The organism is Corynebacterium sp. MSK004 (genome assembly GCF_030232515.1).
GTDB lineage: Bacteria > Actinomycetota > Actinomycetes > Mycobacteriales > Mycobacteriaceae > Corynebacterium > Corynebacterium hesseae.
Map to the genome: position 1 here is coordinate 67,589 of NZ_JASPKB010000004.1, position 20,248 is coordinate 87,836.

Annotated in this window: 26 protein-coding genes; 12 read left to right on the top strand and 14 right to left on the bottom strand. The window is 61.0% G+C overall.

The genetic code is table 11. The annotated features are described in order from the left end of the window. Nucleotides 1-20 precede the first annotated feature (20 nt). Nucleotides 21-1,634 (top strand): protein O-mannosyltransferase, encoded by a 1,614-nt coding sequence (pmt, locus tag QP999_RS05905; RefSeq protein WP_425458764.1) that lies wholly within the window; start codon nt 21-23, stop codon nt 1,632-1,634. On the opposite strand, the gene QP999_RS05910 is transcribed toward pmt, so the two are convergent. Together QP999_RS05910 and QP999_RS05915 are read right to left on the bottom strand one after the other, a co-directional pair. Then, on the bottom strand, nt 1,631-2,320 hold the full coding sequence (locus QP999_RS05910; protein WP_070520764.1) for a zf-HC2 domain-containing protein: 690 nt from the start codon (nt 2,318-2,320) through the stop codon (nt 1,631-1,633). The genes pmt and QP999_RS05910 overlap by 4 nt on opposite strands. Further along, a complete protein-coding gene (locus QP999_RS05915) occupies nt 2,307-2,720 on the bottom strand; it encodes a DoxX family protein (RefSeq protein WP_070520761.1) in 414 nt (137 codons plus the stop codon). Before QP999_RS05915 ends, QP999_RS05910 begins: the two co-directional genes overlap by 14 nt. Nucleotides 2,721-2,775: 55 nt before the next feature. Between QP999_RS05915 and QP999_RS05920 the strand changes: the two genes are divergently transcribed. Next, on the top strand, nt 2,776-3,312 hold the full coding sequence (locus QP999_RS05920) for a methylated-DNA--[protein]-cysteine S-methyltransferase (RefSeq protein ID WP_070531669.1): 537 nt from the start codon (nt 2,776-2,778) through the stop codon (nt 3,310-3,312). A 41-nt stretch (nt 3,313-3,353) separates the two neighbouring features. After that, nucleotides 3,354-3,971 (top strand): DNA-3-methyladenine glycosylase I, encoded by a 618-nt coding sequence (locus QP999_RS05925; RefSeq protein ID WP_083299262.1) that lies wholly within the window; start codon nt 3,354-3,356, stop codon nt 3,969-3,971. A gap of 19 nt (nt 3,972-3,990) precedes the next feature. Here the strand turns inward: QP999_RS05925 and sepX are convergent, their stop codons facing one another. From sepX to QP999_RS05945, 4 genes are all read right to left on the bottom strand, one after another. Beyond that, entirely contained in the window at nt 3,991-5,220 is a 1,230-nt protein-coding gene (gene sepX / locus QP999_RS05930) for a divisome protein SepX/GlpR (protein ID WP_338025100.1), read from the bottom strand. 160 nt (nt 5,221-5,380) lie between these two features. Next, nucleotides 5,381-6,097, bottom strand: a complete 717-nt coding sequence (locus QP999_RS05935; RefSeq protein ID WP_070520749.1) for a GNAT family N-acetyltransferase — start codon at nt 6,095-6,097, stop codon at nt 5,381-5,383. 18 nt (nt 6,098-6,115) lie between these two features. Further along, on the bottom strand, nt 6,116-7,408 hold the full coding sequence (gene glp, locus QP999_RS05940) for a molybdotransferase-like divisome protein Glp (protein WP_143335332.1): 1,293 nt from the start codon (nt 7,406-7,408) through the stop codon (nt 6,116-6,118). 88 nt (nt 7,409-7,496) lie between these two features. Then, nucleotides 7,497-8,426, bottom strand: a complete 930-nt coding sequence (locus QP999_RS05945; protein WP_070520743.1) for a UTP--glucose-1-phosphate uridylyltransferase — start codon at nt 8,424-8,426, stop codon at nt 7,497-7,499. Nucleotides 8,427-8,496: 70 nt separating this feature from the next. Here QP999_RS05945 and QP999_RS05950 point away from each other — a divergent pair, with 70 nt between their 5' ends. The 3 genes from QP999_RS05950 (at nt 8,497) to mscL (ending at nt 10,566) form a co-directional block, all read left to right on the top strand. Then, on the top strand, nt 8,497-9,063 hold the full coding sequence (locus QP999_RS05950; protein ID WP_070563360.1) for a 5-formyltetrahydrofolate cyclo-ligase: 567 nt from the start codon (nt 8,497-8,499) through the stop codon (nt 9,061-9,063). A 55-nt stretch (nt 9,064-9,118) separates the two neighbouring features. Next, entirely contained in the window at nt 9,119-9,763 is a 645-nt protein-coding gene (locus QP999_RS05955; RefSeq protein ID WP_070563357.1) for an SAF domain-containing protein, read from the top strand. A gap of 374 nt (nt 9,764-10,137) precedes the next feature. Further along, nucleotides 10,138-10,566 (top strand): large conductance mechanosensitive channel protein MscL, encoded by a 429-nt coding sequence (gene mscL, locus QP999_RS05960; RefSeq protein ID WP_070520733.1) that lies wholly within the window; start codon nt 10,138-10,140, stop codon nt 10,564-10,566. Nucleotides 10,567-10,653: 87 nt separating this feature from the next. On the opposite strand, the gene QP999_RS05965 is transcribed toward mscL, so the two are convergent. The 7 genes from QP999_RS05965 to QP999_RS05995 all read right to left on the bottom strand — a co-directional run bounded on the left by QP999_RS05965 (nt 10,654) and on the right by QP999_RS05995 (nt 16,185). Beyond that, on the bottom strand, nt 10,654-10,893 hold the full coding sequence (locus QP999_RS05965) for a hypothetical protein (protein ID WP_070520730.1): 240 nt from the start codon (nt 10,891-10,893) through the stop codon (nt 10,654-10,656). After that, nucleotides 10,893-11,486, bottom strand: coding sequence for a MogA/MoaB family molybdenum cofactor biosynthesis protein (locus QP999_RS05970; protein WP_284847864.1), 594 nt, complete (start codon nt 11,484-11,486; stop codon nt 10,893-10,895). The genes QP999_RS05965 and QP999_RS05970 overlap by 1 nt, the downstream gene beginning before the upstream one ends. Nucleotides 11,487-11,595: 109 nt before the next feature. Further along, nucleotides 11,596-13,071: a S1C family serine protease gene (locus tag QP999_RS05975; RefSeq protein WP_284847865.1), complete on the bottom strand. Its 1,476-nt coding sequence runs from the start codon at nt 13,069-13,071 to the stop codon at nt 11,596-11,598. A gap of 111 nt (nt 13,072-13,182) precedes the next feature. Beyond that, entirely contained in the window at nt 13,183-14,793 is a 1,611-nt protein-coding gene (locus tag QP999_RS05980; RefSeq protein ID WP_284847866.1) for a HAMP domain-containing sensor histidine kinase, read from the bottom strand. Then, nucleotides 14,790-15,488, bottom strand: coding sequence for a response regulator transcription factor (locus QP999_RS05985; RefSeq protein ID WP_284847867.1), 699 nt, complete (start codon nt 15,486-15,488; stop codon nt 14,790-14,792). Before QP999_RS05985 ends, QP999_RS05980 begins: the two co-directional genes overlap by 4 nt. A gap of 238 nt (nt 15,489-15,726) precedes the next feature. Continuing rightward, nucleotides 15,727-15,900 (bottom strand): 50S ribosomal protein L32, encoded by a 174-nt coding sequence (gene rpmF / locus QP999_RS05990; protein ID WP_010187615.1) that lies wholly within the window; start codon nt 15,898-15,900, stop codon nt 15,727-15,729. A gap of 15 nt (nt 15,901-15,915) precedes the next feature. Beyond that, nucleotides 15,916-16,185, bottom strand: a complete 270-nt coding sequence (locus QP999_RS05995) for a type B 50S ribosomal protein L31 (RefSeq protein ID WP_005530151.1) — start codon at nt 16,183-16,185, stop codon at nt 15,916-15,918. Nucleotides 16,186-16,660: 475 nt separating this feature from the next. Between QP999_RS05995 and rpmB the strand changes: the two genes are divergently transcribed. From rpmB to QP999_RS06025, 6 genes are all read left to right on the top strand, one after another. Further along, complete coding sequence (gene rpmB, locus QP999_RS06000; protein WP_005279911.1) at nt 16,661-16,897, top strand: 50S ribosomal protein L28; 237 nt, start codon at nt 16,661-16,663, stop codon at nt 16,895-16,897. 2 nt (nt 16,898-16,899) lie between these two features. Then, nucleotides 16,900-17,064 carry a 50S ribosomal protein L33 gene (rpmG, locus tag QP999_RS06005; RefSeq protein WP_010187624.1) on the top strand — a complete coding sequence of 55 codons (165 nt, stop codon included), beginning with the start codon at nt 16,900-16,902 and terminating at the stop codon, nt 17,062-17,064. A 3-nt stretch (nt 17,065-17,067) separates the two neighbouring features. Continuing rightward, complete coding sequence (rpsN, locus tag QP999_RS06010; protein WP_010187625.1) at nt 17,068-17,373, top strand: 30S ribosomal protein S14; 306 nt, start codon at nt 17,068-17,070, stop codon at nt 17,371-17,373. Nucleotides 17,374-17,388: 15 nt separating this feature from the next. Continuing rightward, nucleotides 17,389-17,643: a 30S ribosomal protein S18 gene (gene rpsR, locus QP999_RS06015; RefSeq protein ID WP_010187626.1), complete on the top strand. Its 255-nt coding sequence runs from the start codon at nt 17,389-17,391 to the stop codon at nt 17,641-17,643. A 240-nt stretch (nt 17,644-17,883) separates the two neighbouring features. Continuing rightward, a complete protein-coding gene (locus tag QP999_RS06020) occupies nt 17,884-18,678 on the top strand; it encodes a hypothetical protein (protein ID WP_284847868.1) in 795 nt (264 codons plus the stop codon). Nucleotides 18,679-18,766: 88 nt separating this feature from the next. Then, nucleotides 18,767-19,483, top strand: coding sequence for a TetR/AcrR family transcriptional regulator (locus tag QP999_RS06025; RefSeq protein WP_070597474.1), 717 nt, complete (start codon nt 18,767-18,769; stop codon nt 19,481-19,483). Here the strand turns inward: QP999_RS06025 and QP999_RS06030 are convergent. Continuing rightward, the gene (locus QP999_RS06030) at nt 19,480-20,160 is read right to left on the bottom strand and encodes a DNA-binding response regulator (protein ID WP_118854842.1); all 681 of its coding nucleotides are present in this window, start codon (nt 20,158-20,160) and stop codon (nt 19,480-19,482) included. The two genes, QP999_RS06025 and QP999_RS06030, sit on opposite strands and share 4 nt — an antisense overlap. Nucleotides 20,161-20,248 lie beyond the last annotated feature (88 nt).

The window sequence follows — 20,248 nt, forward strand, 5'->3', positions numbered from 1 at the left end:
CGCACGCTAGACTCATCCGAGTGAGTATCGCAACCCCTACCGATCGATCTGGCCGCATCAAGCGCCCGCGTCCGTCTATCGCACGCGGCGCCCATACCCGGCCAGCGCCTCCTGCTCCCCGGCCCTATGTCTGGACAACGGCTGACACGATCAGCACCGTGATCATCGCGGCGCTGGCTTTCCTCACGCGCTTCATTGGCCTGACCTCCCCGGTCTCCGAAGGCACGCCCGTCTTCGATGAGAAGCACTACGTGCCGCAGGCCTGGGACATGGTTACCAGCTGGCATAACCTTTTTATCGGCGGTATTGAGTCCAATCCGGGCTATGGCCTTGTCGTCCACCCGCCGCTGGCCAAGCAGATTGTTGCGATTTCGGAGGCTCTCTTCGGCTACACCCCATTGGGATGGCGCTGCATGGCCGCGCTTTTTGGCGTGGGCACGGTCCTGCTGACAATGGCGCTGGCTCGCCGATTGTCCGGTTCATGGCAGGTTGGATTCCTGGCCGGTCTCCTCGCAGTGTGCGATGGTGTGCTTCTCGTTGCCTCCAAGTTTGGCATGCTGGACATCTTCCAAGTCTTCTTCGTCGTTGCCGCCGCATGGGCCTTGGCGCGCGACCACCAGCAGATGCGCGAGCGCCTCCACGCCGCTTTCCTTTCGGGCACTATGGGTGATTCCGACTTCGGTCCTCGTTTTGGTTTCCGGTGGTGGCGCTTTGCAGCCGGTGTCTTCCTGGGGCTAACACTTTCTGTGAAGTGGTCGGGCCTGTATTACATCATGTTCTTCGGCCTCATGAGCGTCTTCTCGGACCTCGCGCTGCGCCGTCTTTATGGCGTGCGCCGCTACATCGTGGGCACGCTGGTACGCGATACGCCCGCGGCCCTCGCCTCCATCGTCGCGGTTCCTGTAGCGCTCTACGCGTGGTCATGGCGCGCTTGGTTCGCCGATGAAACCGCCGTCTACCGCCACGCCAAGGTGGACGGCACTATCGAAGAAGGGTCCTGGCTGCTCAACCTCCCCGAGCCCCTCGCCGGCTGGTTCTACTACCACTCCTCCGTGCTGGAATTCCACGCCTCCTTGACCACTTCAGGCGGCCACAGCCACCCCTGGGATTCCAAGCCGTGGGCCTGGCTGGTGGCCGCGCGCCCCATCCTCTACTACTCCTCCACTGACATTTCCTGTGGCGACGGCGGATCCTGCCGCAAGATGCTGTACCTGTTTGGCACCCCGGCCATTTGGTGGCTGGTCATTCCAGCGGTGCTGTGGGGACTGTGGTCCTTGCTCGTGCGCCGCAACCGCGCCTTCCTCATTCCGCTCGTGGGCGCCGCGGCGGGTTTCCTACCCTGGCTAGCGGTCTTCGACCGCCAGATGTACTTCTTTTATGCCACGGCGTTTATCCCGTTCATCATCGTGCTCATCGCGTTGGCCTTGGGCCAAATGATCGGGCGCGGCCGCAAACTGGAATGGCACTGGCTCACAAGGCTCTTCGGTTCCGCGATGCCGCTGGGCACCTTCATCACGGTGTGCTACGCCGCACTCGTTGTCGCGATGTTTGCCTACTTCTCCCCGATTCTCTACGGCTACATGATCCCGGATTCTTGGTACAACTCCATCATGTGGCTGCCGTCGTGGACCTAACGCGGGCTAGCAGATAGCGTCCGATAAACGTCCCGCAGCAGGAACCCCCGGTCCGCCGCCCAAGCCCAGCCCAGGCAGGCGGTGGCGAGCCCGGTGCCGATGAGGATATAAAGCTGCCCCGCGGCGACGCTGCCCAGGGCAAAATCGCGCATGGTAAAGCCGCACAGGAACGCGAACATTGTGCACGCCACCGGCAGCAATCCGGGCGCTGAGGCAGGGCGCCATGCAGCAAAACCCAAACCGCTGGCAAGGCCGAAGCGCAGTGCTGCGGCCTCGATCAACAGGCGCGCGCGCTCCGGGTCAGCGCCTTCTGCAAGGGTCCCTTCGCTCTCCAGGGTGGTCAAACCCGAAGCACTGACGACGACCACAATCGCCCACACAAGAAATGCCACGGACAGCACACCGAGGGCTACTCGCGCCAACGACAGCGAAGCCTGCCGGGTGCTCGAAGCTCGCTGCCATTCTGGCTCCACGCCAGCGAGGATTACCTCGGATAGATCCTGCGGCGGTGCTCCATCCGGTTCCACAAGGCTCAACGACCGGGATAGAGCCGCTGCCTTGTCCCGGAAGGCCGCACAGTCTGGGCAGCTGGAAACGTGTGCCTCGATGACGTCAGGCGACAGCTGCGGGGCTTCCCCGTCTAACTGCGCGGAAATCGCTGCCTGCACTTGCTCATGCGTCAGCACGGCTCAGCACTCCATCCACGCTCGCCCGGCCGGAACCGAAGACCACGATCATGAGCAATGACACGATGAGAACCAGCGGGTACTCGATGCCGCCATCGGCCGCGAAGAGACCGTTACCGATGTGCACGAAATACAATGCGCACGCCATGAGCAGCGCTAAAGCCCCCGCAACAAAGGTCGTGAGAAGGCCTACCACCAGGGCCGCCCCGCCCAGCATTTCCGCGAAGGCAGCCAAGTATGCCGAGGTCTGCGGCTGTGGGACCCCCATGGCGGAGAACTGCCCGGTAATTTCGTCCATCCCGCTAAAGAACATCTTGTCCACGCCGTGCGCCACGAAGATTACTCCCAGCACCGCGCGGAAGATGAGGAGCGCGGCATCGCGTACGGCGGGTCTATTCATGGTTCATAGACTACCCTGGATAGCCACCTCCCTCCGAAAGGACTCCCCACCCAGCATGCTTACGTGGACCACTACGAACACGCCTCTAGGTTGCCTCACCCTCGTGGGATCTGCGCGAGGTTTATCTCATGTGTATTTCGACGGCGAATCTCCGGATCTTAGAAGCATGCAACGCCTCACGGATGTCACCGAACCTGGCTCTGCGGGCGCGGTGCTTGTCGACGCCTCTCAACAAATTGCCGAGTATTTTGCCGGCACGCGGAGGGATTTTGAGCTGCTTCTCGCCGTGCCTGAGTCCCCGCGCACCTTCCGGGATCGGGCGCAGCGTGCTCTGCGCGATATCCCATTCGGGGAACGTTGGACCTATTCGACTCTTGCCACCGCCGCCGGTAGCGCGCAGGCCGCACGTGCCGCGGGGAGCGCCTGTGCCACCAACCCGCTTCCTATTGTGGTGCCGTGTCACCGCGTCGTACCGGCTGGCGGCGGTGTGGGTTCCTATCGCGGAGGCGCAGCCGCGAAGCAGATGCTTCTGGACCACGAGGCCGCGTGCTGCGGCACTAATCCGCAGAGAGCCCTTGGCAACCACGGGTAGCCCTGGGGAACCGATGAATAACTTCTGCAGTCTAAAAAGGCATGACTAGTACACAGATGGCAAACGATACGAGACTTGTTTTTGACTCCGCGGGGCTCGGCCGCCCTGCTTGGGCAATGACCTCCCCACTCCTCAAGGAGTACTACGACACCGAATGGGGTATGCCCATCCATGAGGAATCCGCACTGCTAGAGCGCCTCTGTTTGGAGGGCTTCCAGGCTGGGCTGAGCTGGGAGATCGTTCTGCGCAAACGCGAAGCCTTCCGCGCCGCTTTCGTGGGGTTTGATGCTGACCTTCTGGCAAGCTTCGGCGAGGAGGAAGTGGAGCGCCTGATGAATAATCCTGGAATCATCCGGAACCGCCTCAAGATCAATGCGGTACTCGCCAACGCGAAGGCCACGGTGGCCTTAAGAGAGCAGGGCGGACTCGATGAGTTCATCTGGAGCTTCTTGCCGGAAGAGACCATCGCACCGGAGCGCGAAGAAGACATCCCTAAATACACGCAAGAAGCCTTGGACATGTCCAAGGCTTTAAAGAAGGCCGGGTTCAAGTTTGTCGGCCCAGTAACGTGCTTCTCACTCATGGAGGCCATCGGCATGGTCGATGCCCACCTCGTGGGCTCGCACCGTCGCGGTACATCCGGTGTGTGGCCGGCCTAGCGCTCAGCCAACACAGCGCTTAGCCAACTCGACGCTCCGCCAAATCATCACGCCGTTGACGCGGGGTGGGATGAGGACCGTCAAACCCACCGTCGGAATCATCCTCCGAGTACACCGGAAGGTAGTCAAAGTCCGGGCTTTCATCATCGATTTCCAGGATGAGCGCGCCCGGGCGGCGCAGCTTCGGCGGAAGCGACTCGGCGGGGTTCTCCGCGTTCCGCACTCCCAGGCGGGCGCGGCGTAGGTGGTAAATGCGGCGCCGCAACAACTCCCGTTCACGGCGTACCTGGGCGCGCAGCGCAACCAGGTAAACCGTGGTCATAACACCAGCGATAGCCGCCAGCCACCACGTCCATCCACCCACGACGATGCCGAGGCATACCGTAGCTACCACTGCTACCGCCAATCCGATAAGCGTACGCTGACGGCGCTGGTAACGCGTGGCAGAAGCTTCCTTCTCCTTCACCGGATCCCATCCGCCGCGGCCAAGGCGGCGCTGTGCGAAGGCGAGCTCGTCCTCAGACAGCTCGGTATCGCTGCTGCCGGCCTCAGAGTCCTCGGCGTTCAGCTCCGCGGCATCAGCACTCTCGATTTCCGCCGCCGTGGATTCTTCCGCGTCGGGAGCATCATCGGCCCCATCTGAATCCTCGGCGTTGGGCGTCGTCGGCGCCTCCTCCACAGCGTCAATAGCACCCGGGTACATCAAATCGACCGGAGAAGTGTAGGCGTCATCGAAGTCATAAGCATCCTCCGCCACCTCAGCATTTGCTGGGGCTGTAAACACTTCAGCAGCATCTGCTTCAACGTCCTTGGTGTCCTGTCCTGCTTCCTGCTCGGCCTCGGCGACGTGGGCGGGCTCCGCTTCGAGCTCGAAGTCCTCTTCAACGGCGTCTTCCTCAACAACCTCGCCGTCAATCGTCTCCGCGACGTCCGAAGTAGCTTGGTCAGAGGTAGCGGTTTCAGCGCGGGAGGACTGCGAATCCTCGCTTACGCCTTCGGCCTCCACCAGCTCGTACTCCGCTTCGTCCGCTGCAGCCCCCGTTCCTGCCTGGGCGCGCGGGCGGATATCTTCCTTGCCCAGGCGCGGCTTGCGACGGCCCGGCACAGAGCCGGAATCACCTTCGAAGAGCACGCGGGTCTCTTCAAAGGCCTCACCCGTGTGGCTCATCGGACGCTGCGAACGCAAAAGCAACGGGGCGAGGATGAAGAGCCACAACACGATTACGAGAATGATCGGCACGGCAGTCATCATGCGGCTGTGTCCCACTTTCAGGGGTCGACGAAAAGGGAATATAACTAGGCCCCTACTCTAGCCGCCCACACCGGCTCCATGGGCATCAACGAGCCCATAAATTACAAGGTTGTTACTTAAGTGAAAACAGAGGTAGTTGAACTAATCCAAGCGCGATCTAGAGACCGAGGATCCGCCCCGCCGCGTGCAGGCGCTCCACCGCGCTCGAGGCAAAATCCTCACGATTGAGCGCCAAGAAGTGGTGGTCCCGCCATGCGCCGTCAATGTGTAAGTTGCGGCGCAGAAATCCCTCATCCCGAAAGCCATTGTTGTGTAGCACCTTGCCCGAAGCAGGGTTCTCCGGCAGGTAGGTGGCGGTGACTCTGTGCAGCCCCACTCGGTAAAAAGCGTGGTCCACGCCGAGGGCGCACGCAACAGTGGCCACGCCGGCGCCGTGTACCCCGGAATGGACCCAATAGCCGATCCAGCATTCACTGACCCCTCCGTGCTGAATATTTCCCAGGGTCAATTGGCCTCGAAATTGCCCATCGACGTCAATGACGAGCGGCACCACCGTTCCAACGCGGGCAGAATCGCGCAAAAACATCAGGTGATTCCACCACGCAGACTGCGAATGCGCCGCATCCCATGACGTCGGCAGCGTAGGTTCCACGGGCTTAAGAAAATCCCGATCCGCCATGCGCTGCTGCCGCCACGCCTCGCCATCCCGACGCAACAGCGGGCGCAGGCGCACCGTCGCTCCGTGTGGGAAAACGCTAGAGCCTCGCAGCCGCACCGCAGGGGTCGCCTCAGGCCACCCCGGATGCTCGGGGTGAGCCTCACCGCTGGCGGGAGTGGAAAACCGCCCTGCGGCAGTACCAAAAGGATCAAGCATGGCGTGCGTAGCTGCCGGCTAGCTTCGTTGGGTCAGGAAGAGGACGTCGACCACATCTCCCGGGCGGATCTCGGTGACCTCCTCCGGGATGCGAATCATCGCGTTCGCTTCTGACAACCCGGCGAGCAGGTGTGCCGGCGCGCCCGCCGCGCCACCTAGCCCTTCCACGAGGTAATCGGAGGTCTCGGCGTCACGCATCAGCCGGGCACGGATGTATCCTCGACGGCCCGGGCGGGACTCCATGTGGTTGAGCACGCGTGCGCGTACGACGCGACGCTGACCGCTGCGCTTGCCTAGGGACAACCGAATCAACGGGCGCACAAAAACCTCGAAGATGACGAGCGCAGACACGGGGTTCGAAGGCAACAGGAAGGTGGGGATGCGCTCTTCACCCAACAGACCAAAACCTTGGACCGAACCGGGGTGCATTGCCACACGAGTAGTATCGACATCCCCCAGCTCATCGAGGACTTCGCGGATTTCATCCGCGCCCGCACCACCCACGGCACCGGAAATCACCAACACCTCGCTGCGCGCCAGGTAAGTCTCCAAGGCCTCCCGCACGCGGCGCGGCTCACCGGCAGCAATGCCCACGCGGTGCACGTCCGCGCCTGCCTCCTTCGCGGCCGCTGCGAGTGAGTAAGAGTTCACGTCGAAGACCTGGCCCAGGCCGGGCTCACGGTCGACGTCGACAAGCTCCTTGCCGTAAGAGACGATGGTCACGCGCGGGCGTGGGTACGCCAGCACCTTCGAGCGCCCCACCGCCGCGAGCAGGCCAATCTGCGCCGGCCCCAAGACAGTTCCAGAGGACACTGCCACATCGCCGGGTTGGATGTCATCGCCCACGCGGCGCACGAAGTCTCCCGAACGCACTGGCCGGTGCGAGGTCACGCGCTTGCGTCCGCGGTCGGTCCACTCGAGGGGAAGGACGGCGTCGGCAAGCGTGGGCAAAGGCGCACCCGTATACACCCGCACCGCCTGCTTAGGCTGCAAACGCAAAGGCTGGCGCGAGCCTGCCGGAACCTCCCCCACCACCGGAAGCGAGCGCTCAATCTCAGTCTCCGAGGCAGGAGCATCCGCATCCTCAGCGTCGTGGCGAGTGCGCACCTTGAGGGCTTTTTCTCCCCCGACGTCCACGGCACGCACGGCGTAGCCATCAATCGCCGCCTGCGGGAAGCCCGGCAGCGGCTGATTAGCCTGCACCTCCTCCGCGCACTTGAGACCCAGCGCATTCGCGATGGCGATGCGTACCGGCTCCGGAGTCATCGCTGCATCAAGAATGAACGCCATCTGGTCATCGACCGAACGCATGTACCGCCTACCTTTGCTCTGGGGTATGTGGGGCCTAAAGGGATGGAAGTTACTGGAGTAGAGCTTAGCGCGCTTGGTGCGTCAAGACTTAGCCCTTCAGCCCGTTTTCTTCTTCGTAATCCTCCACAATCTTCTTAATCGCCTTGTAGAGCGCAGGACCGTATTTCTCATCGCGTAGACCAAAGTCCACGTTGGCTGGGATATAACCGCCCGGGTTGCCAAGGTCGTGGCGCTTGCCTTGGTGAACTACGACGTGAACCGGGTGTCCCTCCTTGATGAGGAGCTCGATGGCATCGGTCAACTGCAGCTCTCCACCCTTGCCCGGCTTGATACGGCGAAGCGCATCAAAGATCTTCCTGTCGAGCAGGTAGCGCCCGGTGGCCACGAGGTTGGACGGCGCATCAGCCGGATCCGGCTTCTCCACCATGCCCACAACCTTCTTCACTCCCGGCGCGTCGGTGTCTTCGACGTCGAACACACCGTAGTTAAAGGTCTCCTCGCGCGCGACCTCAAAGGCGCACAGCACGCTGCCGCCTAGAGCTGCGCGAACACGGGCCATCTCCCCCATGACGGTGGCGGGCAGAACAATGTCATCCGGCAGCATAACGGCGAAGAATTCCTCGTCATCCTCGAGCACGGATTCCGCCAAGCCCACCGCGTGACCGAGCCCAAGCGGCTTTTCCTGCTCCACCGAAATCGGGTGAATCAGCTGGGCGGCGCGCTTGACCTTAGCAACCTGCTCGTCTTTGCCGCGGGCGTCGAGTGTCTCAACCAGATCCGGAAACTCCTCGAAGTGCCGCATCACCTCTTGCTTGTTTGGTGCGGTGATCACCGCGAGGCGCTGCGCACCAACCGAAGCGGCTTCTTCCGCAATAAGCTCGATGCCCGGCGTATCAACGACGGGGAGCAGCTCCTTGGGCACGGTCTTGGTGGCAGGCAGGAAGCGAGTGCCCATGCCAGCAGCGGGAACAACGACCGTAGCGATCCCGGTGTGGGAATCCTCGTGTGCAATAGCCATAAGTTCCACTTTACAATGCACCCACCGCTCTCCTGCGCTGCGCTACGCCGTCACATTATGATTAACAACCATGACGACCTCCCCCAAGGACGCCTTAAGAGCCTCACTCCTTAGCGCCCGCCGCGAACGCACCTCTGAACAGCGAACTGACGACAACGCCGCGTGGTGTGCTGGTGTGAGAGAGCTCCTGACTCCCGCGATGCGCATTGCCGCCTACCACCCACTGGGCACAGAGCCGGGCGGCCCCAGCTTCGTAGATACCGTGGCACAGCTCTGCAAAGAGGTTTACCTGCCTATTTCCGGTGCAGACGGGGAGCTTTTGTGGACGCTATATACCGGCCCACAGGCCATGCGCCCGGGGGCGCTGGGGATTGCGGAGCCCGTCGGCCAGCGCCACAGCAGCGAAATCCTGGCCCAGCTCGATCTCATCCTCGCGCCCGCGATGGCAGTCAGCGAATCAGGCATGCGCTTGGGCAAGGGGGCAGGGTATTACGACCGCGCGCTCACGCCTCTCCCCACTGGGCGCCCGCCTGTCGTCACCTTGGTGCATTCCAGCGAGATCCGCGATGTCCCCTTCGATGAGCACGACCGTCCAGTCGATGGCGTCCTGACCGAGCGCGGGATGCGCTGGCTTTAATCGCTTTCGGGCCCCGCCCGGGAACCACGCGGCGCCACGCGCAGTCTAAGAAGGTATGGATTTTCTACATGTTCTGCGCACCCCGGGACATCGCCGCAGCGTGTTCCTGCGCCGCGTTATCGCAGCTGTCCTGCTCGTGACCGCCGCGGCCAGTGCGCTCGCTTCCACGCGTGAGCAGCCCCGCGTCGTGGTCATGGCCCGGGACGTGGCGGCCGGGGAGACGCTAGCGCTTGGCGATGTCTCCGTGGTCCGCGTCCCCTCCTCCGCTCTTCCCGCCACGGCGTTGGGAAATAACCCAGAGGATGCCGTGGGACGCGTGCTGGTAGCGGCCGCGAGCGCTGGCGAAATCTTGACCACAACTCGCCTACTCAGCTCAGATCTCGTCGCAGATTTCGGTATGGACAACGGCCACCTCATCCCGCTTACGCTGGCTGAGCCGGAGATTTCTCGTAATCTCCACCATGGAGATACGGTCAATATCGTCGGCACGGTAGAGGATAGGCCCGACGGTACCGCCCCCGCACGCGGAACGACTATTGCCCGTGGCGCTCGCGTCGTGTCGGTGGGAACAGGCGAAGATGATGCACGCACACAATCGTTGCTCGTTGCTCTCCCCGCCGAGGCGGCCGAGGACGTCGCTGCCGCTTCCCTTGCGCAACCGCTCACGGTCATCATCGTGGGCGACCGTGCCCACAATTAAGATGACACTGTGAAGATCGCCGCGTTTGCGCATCAATGGTGCCGCGGGATGTTGCCACCACCAACAATCTCTGCCTAGTATGGGCGCATCCACTCAGGCGCTAATGTTTGTGTGTCTTTCCTGTCTCACAACGTCGTGGCAACGCATGCTGTGAGCGCTCAACAGTGGTCTTTTCTATTCCAGCAATTTCCCCCGATGCTTCTTCCTAAGTAGGCACTCCTACCGCTTCAAGAATCTCGCTCCTTTCGGCCCCTTCCGGCTCATCACGTGCTAGGTACCGCCTCATTGAACAGCGTTGGTTCTCTCACCGCGCGCTGCGCCGCAGCCGCGCACTACCGAAGAAGCATTTACTCCGCAGAAAAGGACATATTCCCATGCTTAAGGGCTTTAAAGATTTCATCTTGCGCGGCAACGTCATCGAGCTGGCCGTGGCCGTCATCATCGGTGCTGCATTCACCGCAATCGTTACCTCCATCACGGACCACCTCATCCAGCCGCTGATCAACTCCTTCGGTTCCCCGGACTTCGGTGGCCTGGGCTTCGCGATTACCGACAATCCCGAGACCTTCCTTGACTTTGGTGCGGTCATCACGGCACTCATCAACTTCCTGATCGTCGCTGCCGTCATCTACTTCGTCATTGTCGCTCCGCTCAATGCCGTCACCGAGCACGCTAAGCGCCGCCAGGGTGTTGACCCGGAGGAGCCGGCTCCGACCGCCGAGCAGCTGCTCGCTGAGATCCGCGACCTGCTCGCTGCTGAGAACGGTGGCACCACCACTGAGAAGCCAGGTTCCAGCTTCTAATTCACAAGCAAAACCTGCAATCCCGCAGAGCCGGCACAATGCTGAAGCTCTGCGGGATTTCCTTATGCGCTCTAGGCCCTCGACGCGCTACTGCGTAGTACCAAAGTGCGGCGGCATATTCTCGCGGTAGAAAGCCTCACCGGTGACTTCGTCTTCGCTGTTGCCATCAAGGCTTACGATGCGCAGCTCATCGGCGCCAGCCCCAGCAGAGGTACCAGCCGCCTGCGATACTGGCCCGCCGGGCACGTCGAAGCTGCGGTCATAATTCTGGGCGGTCGACGGGCGCTGAGCACGACGACGGCGGGCACGTGGTGCGGAATCAGCCATTAGACGCTGGATTTCTGCAGCTGATCAACTAGATGATGCACCAAAGGCGTCAAGGTTGCCATGCCATCGCGCACCGCCGCGCGGGACGAAGCCACGTTGACGATGACCGTCGATCCGGACACTCCTGAAATACCGCGGGAGGTGCAGGCATCCACCGCGCCGCATGCCTGGCCGGAAGAGCGCAGCGCCTGCGCCACGCCCGGAACCATTTGATCCAGCACCGCGCGGGTTGCCTCAGGAGTTTTATCGCGGGGGCCAACGCCCGTGCCACCGATAGTCAATACGAGGTCAACTCCCCCGACCACACCGGTTTCAATCGCCTGCCGGATTTTGGATTTCTTGGAACGAACAATCACTGCGCCGTCGAAGGTGAAATCGGCTTCGGCCAGCAATTCACCCGCCAAACGCGATGTGTCCTCCGTTGCCTCATCTGGATGGTCGGTAACGATCACGACGAGCGCGCGACGCGGCGCCTGAACGCTTTGTTCTTGTTCGCTCGCAATGAGGAAGGCGTCATCGGGCTCGGTAACATCATCAAGTTCGTGTGAGGCATCGCGCCCCAACAGCTCAGCTGCGTCGGTGTTGTCTGCCACGGAGGTTCTCCTTAAAGGTGGGACGGAATCTTCCGGAAGTAGTTGCTTAAAAAGGTGTCAGGGTGCGGTATTCACGCGGTGCTTGCGCACCGCCCGAGTATTTGTAAACTTACTCGCTCGCCAGCGTTACCTCTACCTTTCTCACGTCTTCGTTGTCGCGGCCCTTAACTTCCAGTGTCACGGTTGCCCCAAATTCCTGCGAGCGGGTTGCCGCAATCAGGGCATCGGAGCTTTCAATGAGCCGGTCGTTGACGCGAGTGACCACATCACCGGACTTCAGTCCTGCTTTATCAGCCGGGCTGCCAGATTCCACATCAACGATTTCCGCGCCAAGGGTATCGCTCTGCGCACGGACCTTAACGCCCAACGTGGGATGCTTGACCTTGCCGTTATTGATGAGCTCATCGGCCATCCGCTTAGCAAAATTTGAGGGGATGGCGAAGCCCAGGCCGATGGAGCCGCCTTCGGCATTCGAACCGCCAGATAGCGAGGCAATCATCGAGTTCATGCCAATGATGTTGCCCTCCATATCCACCAGGGGACCGCCGGAGTTACCGGGGTTGACGGCTGCGTCGGTCTGGATGGCGTCGATAAGCGAGGACTCCCCACCTTCCTGTGACGCACGCACCGGGCGGTTCTTGGCCGACACAATTCCGGACGTCACCGTGGCGTTGAGCCCCAGCGGGGAGCCAACGGCAACTACCTCCTGCCCCACTGCGGCCGCGTCCGAATCACCAAACTGGAGGAAAGGAAGATCGCTGACGTCGTCGATTTTGATGACCCCGACGTCTGTCGTCGCATCGGACGCGACAAACGTAGCGCTATGGCGCGAACCATCATTCATCGTCACTTCGAGCCTCCCTCCCTGATCCGCGCCAGCAACGACGTGGTGGTTGGTCAGCACATAACCATCTGGGGAGATAATTGAACCGGAGCCCTCGGCGCCGCCAGAGCGGGTCATGGAGTAAATCGACACCACCGACGGCAGGACCTTCGATGCCACGTCCTCCACAGAGCCGGCGGCCGGCTCGTTACCGGTGCTATTGGCCACCGGCTGGCGCTCGAGAACCTCGTTGACCGTCGAGGTGGAGGATTTATCGTCACCGGCTTTGCCAACCACGGCACCGGTGACGCCGCCAACTGCAATGGCTACAACAAGCATCATCGCCAACGCGGTGCCCATTCCTACCTTGCGTTTGTTCTTCGGTTCGCTTCCCGGCTCCACGACGTGCGCGCCTGCGCCTTGCTGACCAGCGAAGCGCTGTCCTGCATATGGTTGCGCTGTGCTTTGTCGCACCTGGCTTTGCTGACCGAAGCCATAGCTTGAGCCGCCATACGGTGCTTGTCCTGCGCTTGGAGCCTGAGGAGGCTGAGTGCCAAACGACGATGGGCTTCCCGGCCCGCCCTGTGCACCGTAGGGCGCTTGCTGCCTTCCCTGTGTCCACGAGTCCGATCGCGGCTGATTCCAGCCGTTTGATGAGCTTCCCGCAGAAGGCGCCCCGCCCTGCTGCTGTGCTTGTCCCCGTCCATCAGAGTTCTGCGGGGTATCCATGGGATTATCCATGTTCGAATTCCTCATATTCATGTCAGGTAGTGTGCACCATCGCGCTGGGGTGTATCTGTCTCTGCTCTGCCAGTGTGCTAGGAAAAGCTGTACATTTCCTGTGCGCCCTGAACTGGGGCGATACTTGGAAGACTAACTTTGGTTAAACCACCGCTCCGCAAAGATATGACCCCGGTCGTGCGGGTTCTCCGAGCGCTCCTCGGCTGGCCCCTGAGATGCCTCCCCTGCTTCTTGCGCATCGAAGGATTCTGGCTGAAACTCGTTCGGGATTTCTTCCAGTCCATCCACCATGGCATCCCCCTCGGTGGGATGCCCCGGCAGGATAACCTCCATGCGTGTTCCACCGTCCGCGGAGTCCTTAATGGTGATCTCTCCATTGTGCCGCTCAACGACGGATTTCACGATGGCCAAGCCCAATCCGGAACCAGGCATTGCACGTGCTTCGGCCGAACGGTAGAAACGCTCGAACACCTTGTCGCGCTCCTCGGGCGCGATACCGGGACCCGAGTCATCCACACGCAGGCGCACCTTGTCCTCTGCCACTTGCCGCATGGACACGCGCACGGTACCCGTCGGCGGTGACCACTTCGCGGCGTTATCCATGAGATTGAGCGTGGCACGCCCCAAGGCAAATGGGTCACCATCCAACATCCACGGAATAAACCTCACGCGGAAGTCCACGTCAGGGCGCCGGCGCTTGGCACGGTTAAGGGAATTCTCCAGAACCTCGTGCAGCTCGACAGGTTCCGGTTCCTTCTCAGTGGCATCTTCGCGCGCCAAGTCCACGAGGTCACCGATCAGGGTCGACAACTCCGACATCTGCGCCATCACGTCGTCTTCCAAATCACGGCGATCTTCCTCGCTGATGCCGAATCCGCCGCCCGATTTATTCAACATCATGAGCAGCTCGATATTGGTACGCATGGAGGTTAGCGGCGTCTTCAGCTCGTGGCCGGCATCTGCCACGAACTGCGATTGCTGCACGCGCGCATGCTGCAGGGCAGACAACATTCGGTTGAAGGACACCGTCAGCTGCGACATCTCGTCATTGCTCTCCACCGCAATCCGCCGCAAGTCATTAGTCTGCGTCACATAATCTACCGCGCGCTTGAGGCGTGCGATGGGTTCCATGCCGGTCTTGGACACCACCATTCCCGCAAACACGGAAAGCAGCACGCCGAACGCCACGATGATGAGCAGAGCCGAGCCCACCGCGGAAACGATTTCCTCGGTCGGTCCTAGGTCCTTAGCCAAGACTACCGTGGCCCCGCCGTCCTCATGCTTAGCCAGCACGCGCTCCCCACCCAAAGTGCGGATGGAGCTTTCCATAGTGTCCCCGTCGGGCTTAAACTCGCCGCCCACGGGCAGTGCGTCACCAAATGCAAACGCCACCGACGGTGGGGAGATTGAGATTCGAGTCGAGGGGTTATAGAGCTTGAATGAGGAAATTTCCTGGTCGATGTTCTCCACAAAGGCCGGATCCTGCGCCTGCTGTATGAGTACGTCGGCTTGCTGCATAATCTGCTTATCGACGCTCGCCGTCATCGAAGCCACGACGAGCCAATAGGTCACAAACGTCATTACGGCCACGGAGAAGGCGACAACAACGCCGGTAACCAAAGAAAGGCGCCACCGAAGCGGCGCCCGTGAAGCCCAGCCGCGTCGGCCTGAGCGGCCTAACCACGCAGTGGTATCCAGGTCTTCAGAAGGCACCGCATCAGGCGCGGGCCTCCGCAAAATCACGCGATAGCCTCCCTCATGACATAGCCAACACCGCGCACGGTGTGGATAAGACGCGGCTCACCGTTCTCCTCGGTCTTCTTGCGGAGATAGCCAATGTAGACTTCCAGTGCATTTCCGGAGGTGGGAAAATCATAGCCCCACACTTCCTCCAAGATGGTGTTGCGGGAGAGCACCTTGCGGGGGTTCTCCATCAACAAGCGCAAGAGGGCAAACTCGGTGCGGGTCAGGGAAATTGGCCGGTCACCACGAGTAACTTCACGCGTATCTGCATCAAGCTTGAGATCCTCGAAGCTTAGCTGCGTCTCAACCGGCTGCTTCGTCCCGATGGAGCCAGCGGCGGCACGCCGAACCAAAGAACGCACGCGAGCCAATAGCTCCTCCAGCGCGAATGGCTTGGGCAGGTAATCGTCAGCGCCCGCATCAAGACCTGCAACACGATCGGACACACCATCACGAGCCGTCAGCACGAGAATGGGGCGGTCCCAGCCTTCGCTGCGCAGGGTGCGGCAGACTTCAAGGCCGTCCATGTTCGGCATCATCACATCGAGGATCAGTAGCTCGGGGTTATCACTGTGAACCATCTCGACAGCCTGAACGCCATCGGCGGCCAACACAACCTCGTAGCCATTAAACTTCAGGGAGCGCCGAAGCGATTCACGTACGGCCTGCTCGTCATCCACGACAAGAATCTTCATAATCTCAATTATGTCCTATCTAGGACGTTTTTGCGAAGTAGGCCACATTCTTTCGCCCCCTTATACCCCTTAGGTCGCTAATTTCCCCCAAAAATTCAAGACCGCCTCGGCGGCCCACGCGTTAGCAATCAGGGAGCATTGCGAGCGCGCAATACATGCGCACGACAAAAGCCCCGAAAATTCACTCAAAGCGGTGAATCTTCGGGGCTACAGTCACAGACTGAAGACCTACAAGGCCTTAGAACTGCTCGACGTCAACCAGGCCAAGCTTTGCAGCCTTGACCAGGCGGCGCGGGATGCGCACGGTCTGACCGTCGATGGTGACTTCCTGGAGGGCGACATTGTCAGCCTTCCACTGGGAACGGCGAGAGTGGGTGTTCGCGCGGGACTTCTTAAACTTAGGAGTTGCCATCTTTTCCTATCCTCCTTACGCGTTCTTCTTCTTGCGGCGAGCCATTGCACCGAAGCGCTGGTTGAACTTCTCAACGCGGCCAGCGGTATCCATAACGCGCTGGGCACCGGTCCAGAACGGGTGGGACTCAGCGGTCACATCAACGACGATGAGCGGGTACTCATTGCCGTCTTCCCACTCAACGGTGCGATCGGAGGTAGCGGTGGACTTGGTCAGGAAGGAGTGGCCGGTACCGGCATCCTTGAAGACCACCGGGTGGTAATCCGGGTGGATGTCTTTCTTCATATGTCGATTCCCTCAGGGTTGAACTACGGGTCGGTTCCTTCCGTGACGCGTGAGAGCGTGAAAGGATCGTGCCCGAGTTGGGTCTCTATACTTACAAACGTGCGGCTCGCGCCGACAACTTGAAACATCCTACAGGCCGCAGGCATCAAAATCGAAATCGCCGCAGTTCAAACTCCTCAGAGCAACGCAACGGAAAGCGCAAACAATCTCCCCGCCAGCATCTTCGACGGAAATGGCACCTGGATAATAGGTATCAAAGCTCGGTTACACGACGGCGGTGATTAGGTTCTACAGGCCGCGGCATGTAAGATTTCCCCTTGCTGTTGTCAAAGTAATCGTTTTACGCCCTCATCAACTGGTGTTCAACGGATTTATGCCTCCTGCTCAACCTCACTTTTTCGAGCGCCGCGCCTCACCGCGGAATAGGCACTCCGTTAGTCGCTTTCGATGTGGGCGGCTAGGAGAAAGAAGACCCATGTCGGCTATTTGCCAGGTAACGGGCCGCAAGCCGGAATTCGGCAAGCAGGTCTCGCACTCGCACCGCCGCACTTCGCGCCGTTGGAACCCCAACGTGCAGCGTCGTCGGTACTACCTGCCCTCTGAGGGCCGTACCATCACCCTGAATGTTTCCACCAAGGGCATGAAGATCATCGACCGCGACGGCATCGAGTCCGTCGTGGCTAAGATTCGCGCACGTGGGGAGAAGATCTAAAGATGGCACGTAATGACATCCGTCCAATCATCAAACTGAAGTCCACTGCGGGCACCGGTTACACCTACGTGACCCGTAAGAACAAGCGCAACAACCCGGATCGCATCACCTTGAAGAAGTTCGATCCGATCGTCCGCAAGCACGTCGAATTCCGCGAGGAGCGATAATTTATGGCTAAGAAGTCAAAGATCGCCAAGAACGAGCAGCGCAAGGAAATCGTCGCCCGCTACGCGGAGCGTCGCGCTGAACTCAAGGCAATCATCAAGAACCCGAACACCCCGGACGAAGAGCGCCTCGAGGCGCAGTTCGAGCTGAACCGTCAGCCGCGCGACGCCGCTCGCGTCCGCGTCCGTAACCGCGACTCCGCCGATGGACGTCCGCGCGGTTACCTCCGCAAGTTCGGTCTGTCCCGTGTCCGTATGCGCGGCATGGCTCACCGTGGTGAGCTGCCGGGCGTTCGCAAGTCCAGCTGGTAAAGGGGTACCCATACAATGGCTGTCAAGCGTAATAATCACAAGAAGTTCCGTATGGAGCAGACCCGTCGCCCGAAGAAGAACCCGCTCAAGGCCGAGGGCATTGAGAAGGTTGACTACAAGGAGATCAAGACCCTGCGTCTGTTCATCTCCGATCGTGGCAAGATCCGCTCCCGTCGCGTCACCGGTCTGACCCCGCAGCAGCAGCGCCAGGTTGCTACTGCCGTCAAGAACGCTCGCGAAATGGCTCTCCTGCCGTTCACGTCCCGCTAAACACTAGCTGGTTTCAACAGCGCACTTTTGCCGCTGTACTCGTGACTCACTAGGACAGGACAAAAGAGCTTTTAAGCCGCCGCCTACCTCCCCGTTTAAGGGGCATGGTAGGCGGCGGCTTTCGTTTTCCGCTGTCCTCTTGGGGATCGTGCACCGCACCTGTCTTAGCCAGAGCTGGCACCCCCGAGTGCTACATTGAAGGGTTAGAACGCCCCTGATGGAAAGGGAACTTAAGCCTTTATGCCACTGCACGAATCACTCACAGACCTCAGCGAACTCGCTACCCACTGCCAGTCCCCCGCCCATGCACGCGGCTTGCTAGAAGAAGCGCAGGATTTGGTGCGCAACGCAACTGCCCACCGGGGAGACGGTGTGGAACTCGCTGCGTGGTTTTCTCGCGTGGTCACGGACATCGTCCGTTCTCCAGGCCTCGCCAGCCCGGTTCGCCTCACCGGCGCCGCTGCCCGCGGCGACCTCCTCCCCTCACTACCCATCACGTGGTTAGGCACTGACGAACAGCTAGCGAAGGTCATCACCGAGGCCGGTTTGACCTGCGGCGCGGTACAGGATTGCGCATCAACCCGTGCCGATGCTGGCCGCCCACTGGGGTCTGGCGGCGAGGAGGAGCTCTACGCCGAGGCTGTGTCACAGCGCCCAGCACCGCTCAAGCTCGTGGATGGGCTTCCCGATCGTTTAGCCGATGTGTCAATTCGTTTTTCTTTGCTGGCGCCCATTTCTGCCATCGCGCGTTGGGCAGCACCAGCGCCCCGCCCCACCCAAGACCGTCTTGCCATCGGCGTGGAGCGTGAGCTGCTCACCACCGCGGAGGCGGAGGGCCTGAGTCTCGCTTGGGGCACGGGCATCGCGCTGGAGTTGGGGCAGTGGTACGAAGGCGTCGTCCAGCACAGTGTCGTGCTCGGGGATCTGCCTCCACTGGACCGCACCGCCTATGGATCGGCGTGCCGCACAGTCTCCGCTGCCTTTGAATCCATCATGATTCGGCACGGTAATGTGGTTGGCAGTAGTGAAAGCTGAGCTTTAGCAATCGCCGTTTGCGGCGGAGTGTACGATTACTGATTTGCCGTCAGTTATTACTTGAACATTATCGAAGGGAGTCCGCCTCATGGCAGGTAGCGTTGGCAGGCCACGGAAGAATAGCCCACGCCGCCGGGGTAACACCGCGCGCGAAGAAATCCTGGATGCCTCATCCGAGCTTTTTACCACCCAGGGTTTTGCTACAACTTCCACGCACCAAATTGCTGATGCCGTCGGCATCCGTCAGGCTTCGCTGTACTATCACTTTCCTTCGAAGACGGATATCTTCCTCACTCTGCTGAATTCCACCATCGAACCCTCGCTGGAGCTGGCGGATGAGCTTGCGGCCTCCGATGCCGCGCCGGCGCAGCGCCTGTGGTCACTGGTAGCAGCCGAATCTCGCCTGCTTTTGACCTCGGCGTGGAACGTCGGCCGCCTTTATCAGCTGCCGGTGGCTAATTCCCCCGAGTTCGGTGAATATCACGAGCAGCGCGACCGCCTCAAGGATCACTTCCGTACTGCCGCCGCAGGAATTGTGGGCGAGGACGATCCGCGCATCGAGCTCCCCTTCCACATCGCGCTCTCCGTCATTGAAATGCGCCCCAATGATGGCAACGCACCGTTTGATGCCTCGCAGCGCGTGCCGGAGCAGTCCGCCATGCTTGCCGACGCCGCCCTAGCAGTCCTCGGCGCCACCCCTCCCGACGACGCCGAGGCGACCACCCTGGAGCTGCTCAAGAACCGCAACGACTCTATTTCTTCCGCCGCCGCGGCCGCCGCGGACCGCAAGAGGTCGGCCCGCTAGCGGCCGTGTCGAATGGCGTAGTGCGCCAAGAAGGTCTTATAAGGCTTGTAGGCCTTTTCGCCGTCAGCGCGGAGGTTATCGACGAGGCGATCCATCTTGTGGTTCGTCTTCTTTTCGGTCCACCCCAGCGCCTCAGCAATGTCGCGCACCGAGGGGATATCGGCGTCGGTGGAGCCCGGCTTCTTGAGGTAGCTGGCTAGCTGGCGCAGCAGCTCTTCTTGCTCATCATTGGGCACGTGACGGGTGCGTGTGCGCTCTTCATCAACGTCCTGCTCGCGCTTGGTACGGCGCGAATAGTTGCTGTTTTCTACGTCGATATACAGCTCGTAGGGGCATTCTGGCGTCTCAAAGGTAACCCTCGATGGCCCTGGGGGTACCGCCGCGACCGAGCGGGGGCCGAGGTCAATGCGCGAAAATCCTTTGACCCCACGTAGCTCTATGCGCAGCGGGATGTGACTGCCCACGTTGCAGATCATCCACCCCTGGCCGCCATACCACAGCTGGAAGAGCTGGCGGTGCAGGCTGAGGTCCTCCTCACCCACCCGGAAGTCACCGGCGCGGCCGACGATGAGTTCCTCCCCCGGGGAAATAACCTTCACGCCGCCGATCAGGTCATCGATGCGCAGCCTGGGCCCCCGCGGTGCGTTCTGCGGCGTGCGTGGTTGTTGCTGGCTCATGGAGACCTCCGTAGGGCTGGACAACTCGCGCTCTTCGCCGGGTATGTCGGCGAGGCGCCTTCAAACAGTGCCCTTCAGTGTAGCGGCA

Coding starts and splice junctions, on each gene's coding strand:
- QP999_RS05915 (WP_070520761.1), bottom strand. CDS start 2,720: ATGAATAGACCCGCCGTACGCGATGCCGCGCTCCTCATCTTCCGCGCG.
- QP999_RS05920 (WP_070531669.1), top strand. CDS start 2,776: ATGCTTACGTGGACCACTACGAACACGCCTCTAGGTTGCCTCACCCTC.
- QP999_RS05925 (WP_083299262.1), top strand. CDS start 3,354: ATGACTAGTACACAGATGGCAAACGATACGAGACTTGTTTTTGACTCC.
- sepX (WP_338025100.1), bottom strand. CDS start 5,220: ATGACTGCCGTGCCGATCATTCTCGTAATCGTGTTGTGGCTCTTCATC.
- QP999_RS05935 (WP_070520749.1), bottom strand. CDS start 6,097: ATGCTTGATCCTTTTGGTACTGCCGCAGGGCGGTTTTCCACTCCCGCC.
- glp (WP_143335332.1), bottom strand. CDS start 7,408: ATGCGTTCGGTCGATGACCAGATGGCGTTCATTCTTGATGCAGCGATG.
- QP999_RS05945 (WP_070520743.1), bottom strand. CDS start 8,426: ATGGCTATTGCACACGAGGATTCCCACACCGGGATCGCTACGGTCGTT.
- QP999_RS05950 (WP_070563360.1), top strand. CDS start 8,497: ATGACGACCTCCCCCAAGGACGCCTTAAGAGCCTCACTCCTTAGCGCC.
- QP999_RS05955 (WP_070563357.1), top strand. CDS start 9,119: ATGGATTTTCTACATGTTCTGCGCACCCCGGGACATCGCCGCAGCGTG.
- mscL (WP_070520733.1), top strand. CDS start 10,138: ATGCTTAAGGGCTTTAAAGATTTCATCTTGCGCGGCAACGTCATCGAG.
- QP999_RS05965 (WP_070520730.1), bottom strand. CDS start 10,893: ATGGCTGATTCCGCACCACGTGCCCGCCGTCGTCGTGCTCAGCGCCCG.
- QP999_RS05975 (WP_284847865.1), bottom strand. CDS start 13,071: ATGAATATGAGGAATTCGAACATGGATAATCCCATGGATACCCCGCAG.
- QP999_RS05985 (WP_284847867.1), bottom strand. CDS start 15,488: ATGAAGATTCTTGTCGTGGATGACGAGCAGGCCGTACGTGAATCGCTT.
- rpmF (WP_010187615.1), bottom strand. CDS start 15,900: ATGGCAACTCCTAAGTTTAAGAAGTCCCGCGCGAACACCCACTCTCGC.
- QP999_RS05995 (WP_005530151.1), bottom strand. CDS start 16,185: ATGAAGAAAGACATCCACCCGGATTACCACCCGGTGGTCTTCAAGGAT.
- rpmB (WP_005279911.1), top strand. CDS start 16,661: ATGTCGGCTATTTGCCAGGTAACGGGCCGCAAGCCGGAATTCGGCAAG.
- rpmG (WP_010187624.1), top strand. CDS start 16,900: ATGGCACGTAATGACATCCGTCCAATCATCAAACTGAAGTCCACTGCG.
- rpsN (WP_010187625.1), top strand. CDS start 17,068: ATGGCTAAGAAGTCAAAGATCGCCAAGAACGAGCAGCGCAAGGAAATC.
- rpsR (WP_010187626.1), top strand. CDS start 17,389: ATGGCTGTCAAGCGTAATAATCACAAGAAGTTCCGTATGGAGCAGACC.
- QP999_RS06020 (WP_284847868.1), top strand. CDS start 17,884: ATGCCACTGCACGAATCACTCACAGACCTCAGCGAACTCGCTACCCAC.
- QP999_RS06025 (WP_070597474.1), top strand. CDS start 18,767: ATGGCAGGTAGCGTTGGCAGGCCACGGAAGAATAGCCCACGCCGCCGG.
- QP999_RS06030 (WP_118854842.1), bottom strand. CDS start 20,160: ATGAGCCAGCAACAACCACGCACGCCGCAGAACGCACCGCGGGGGCCC.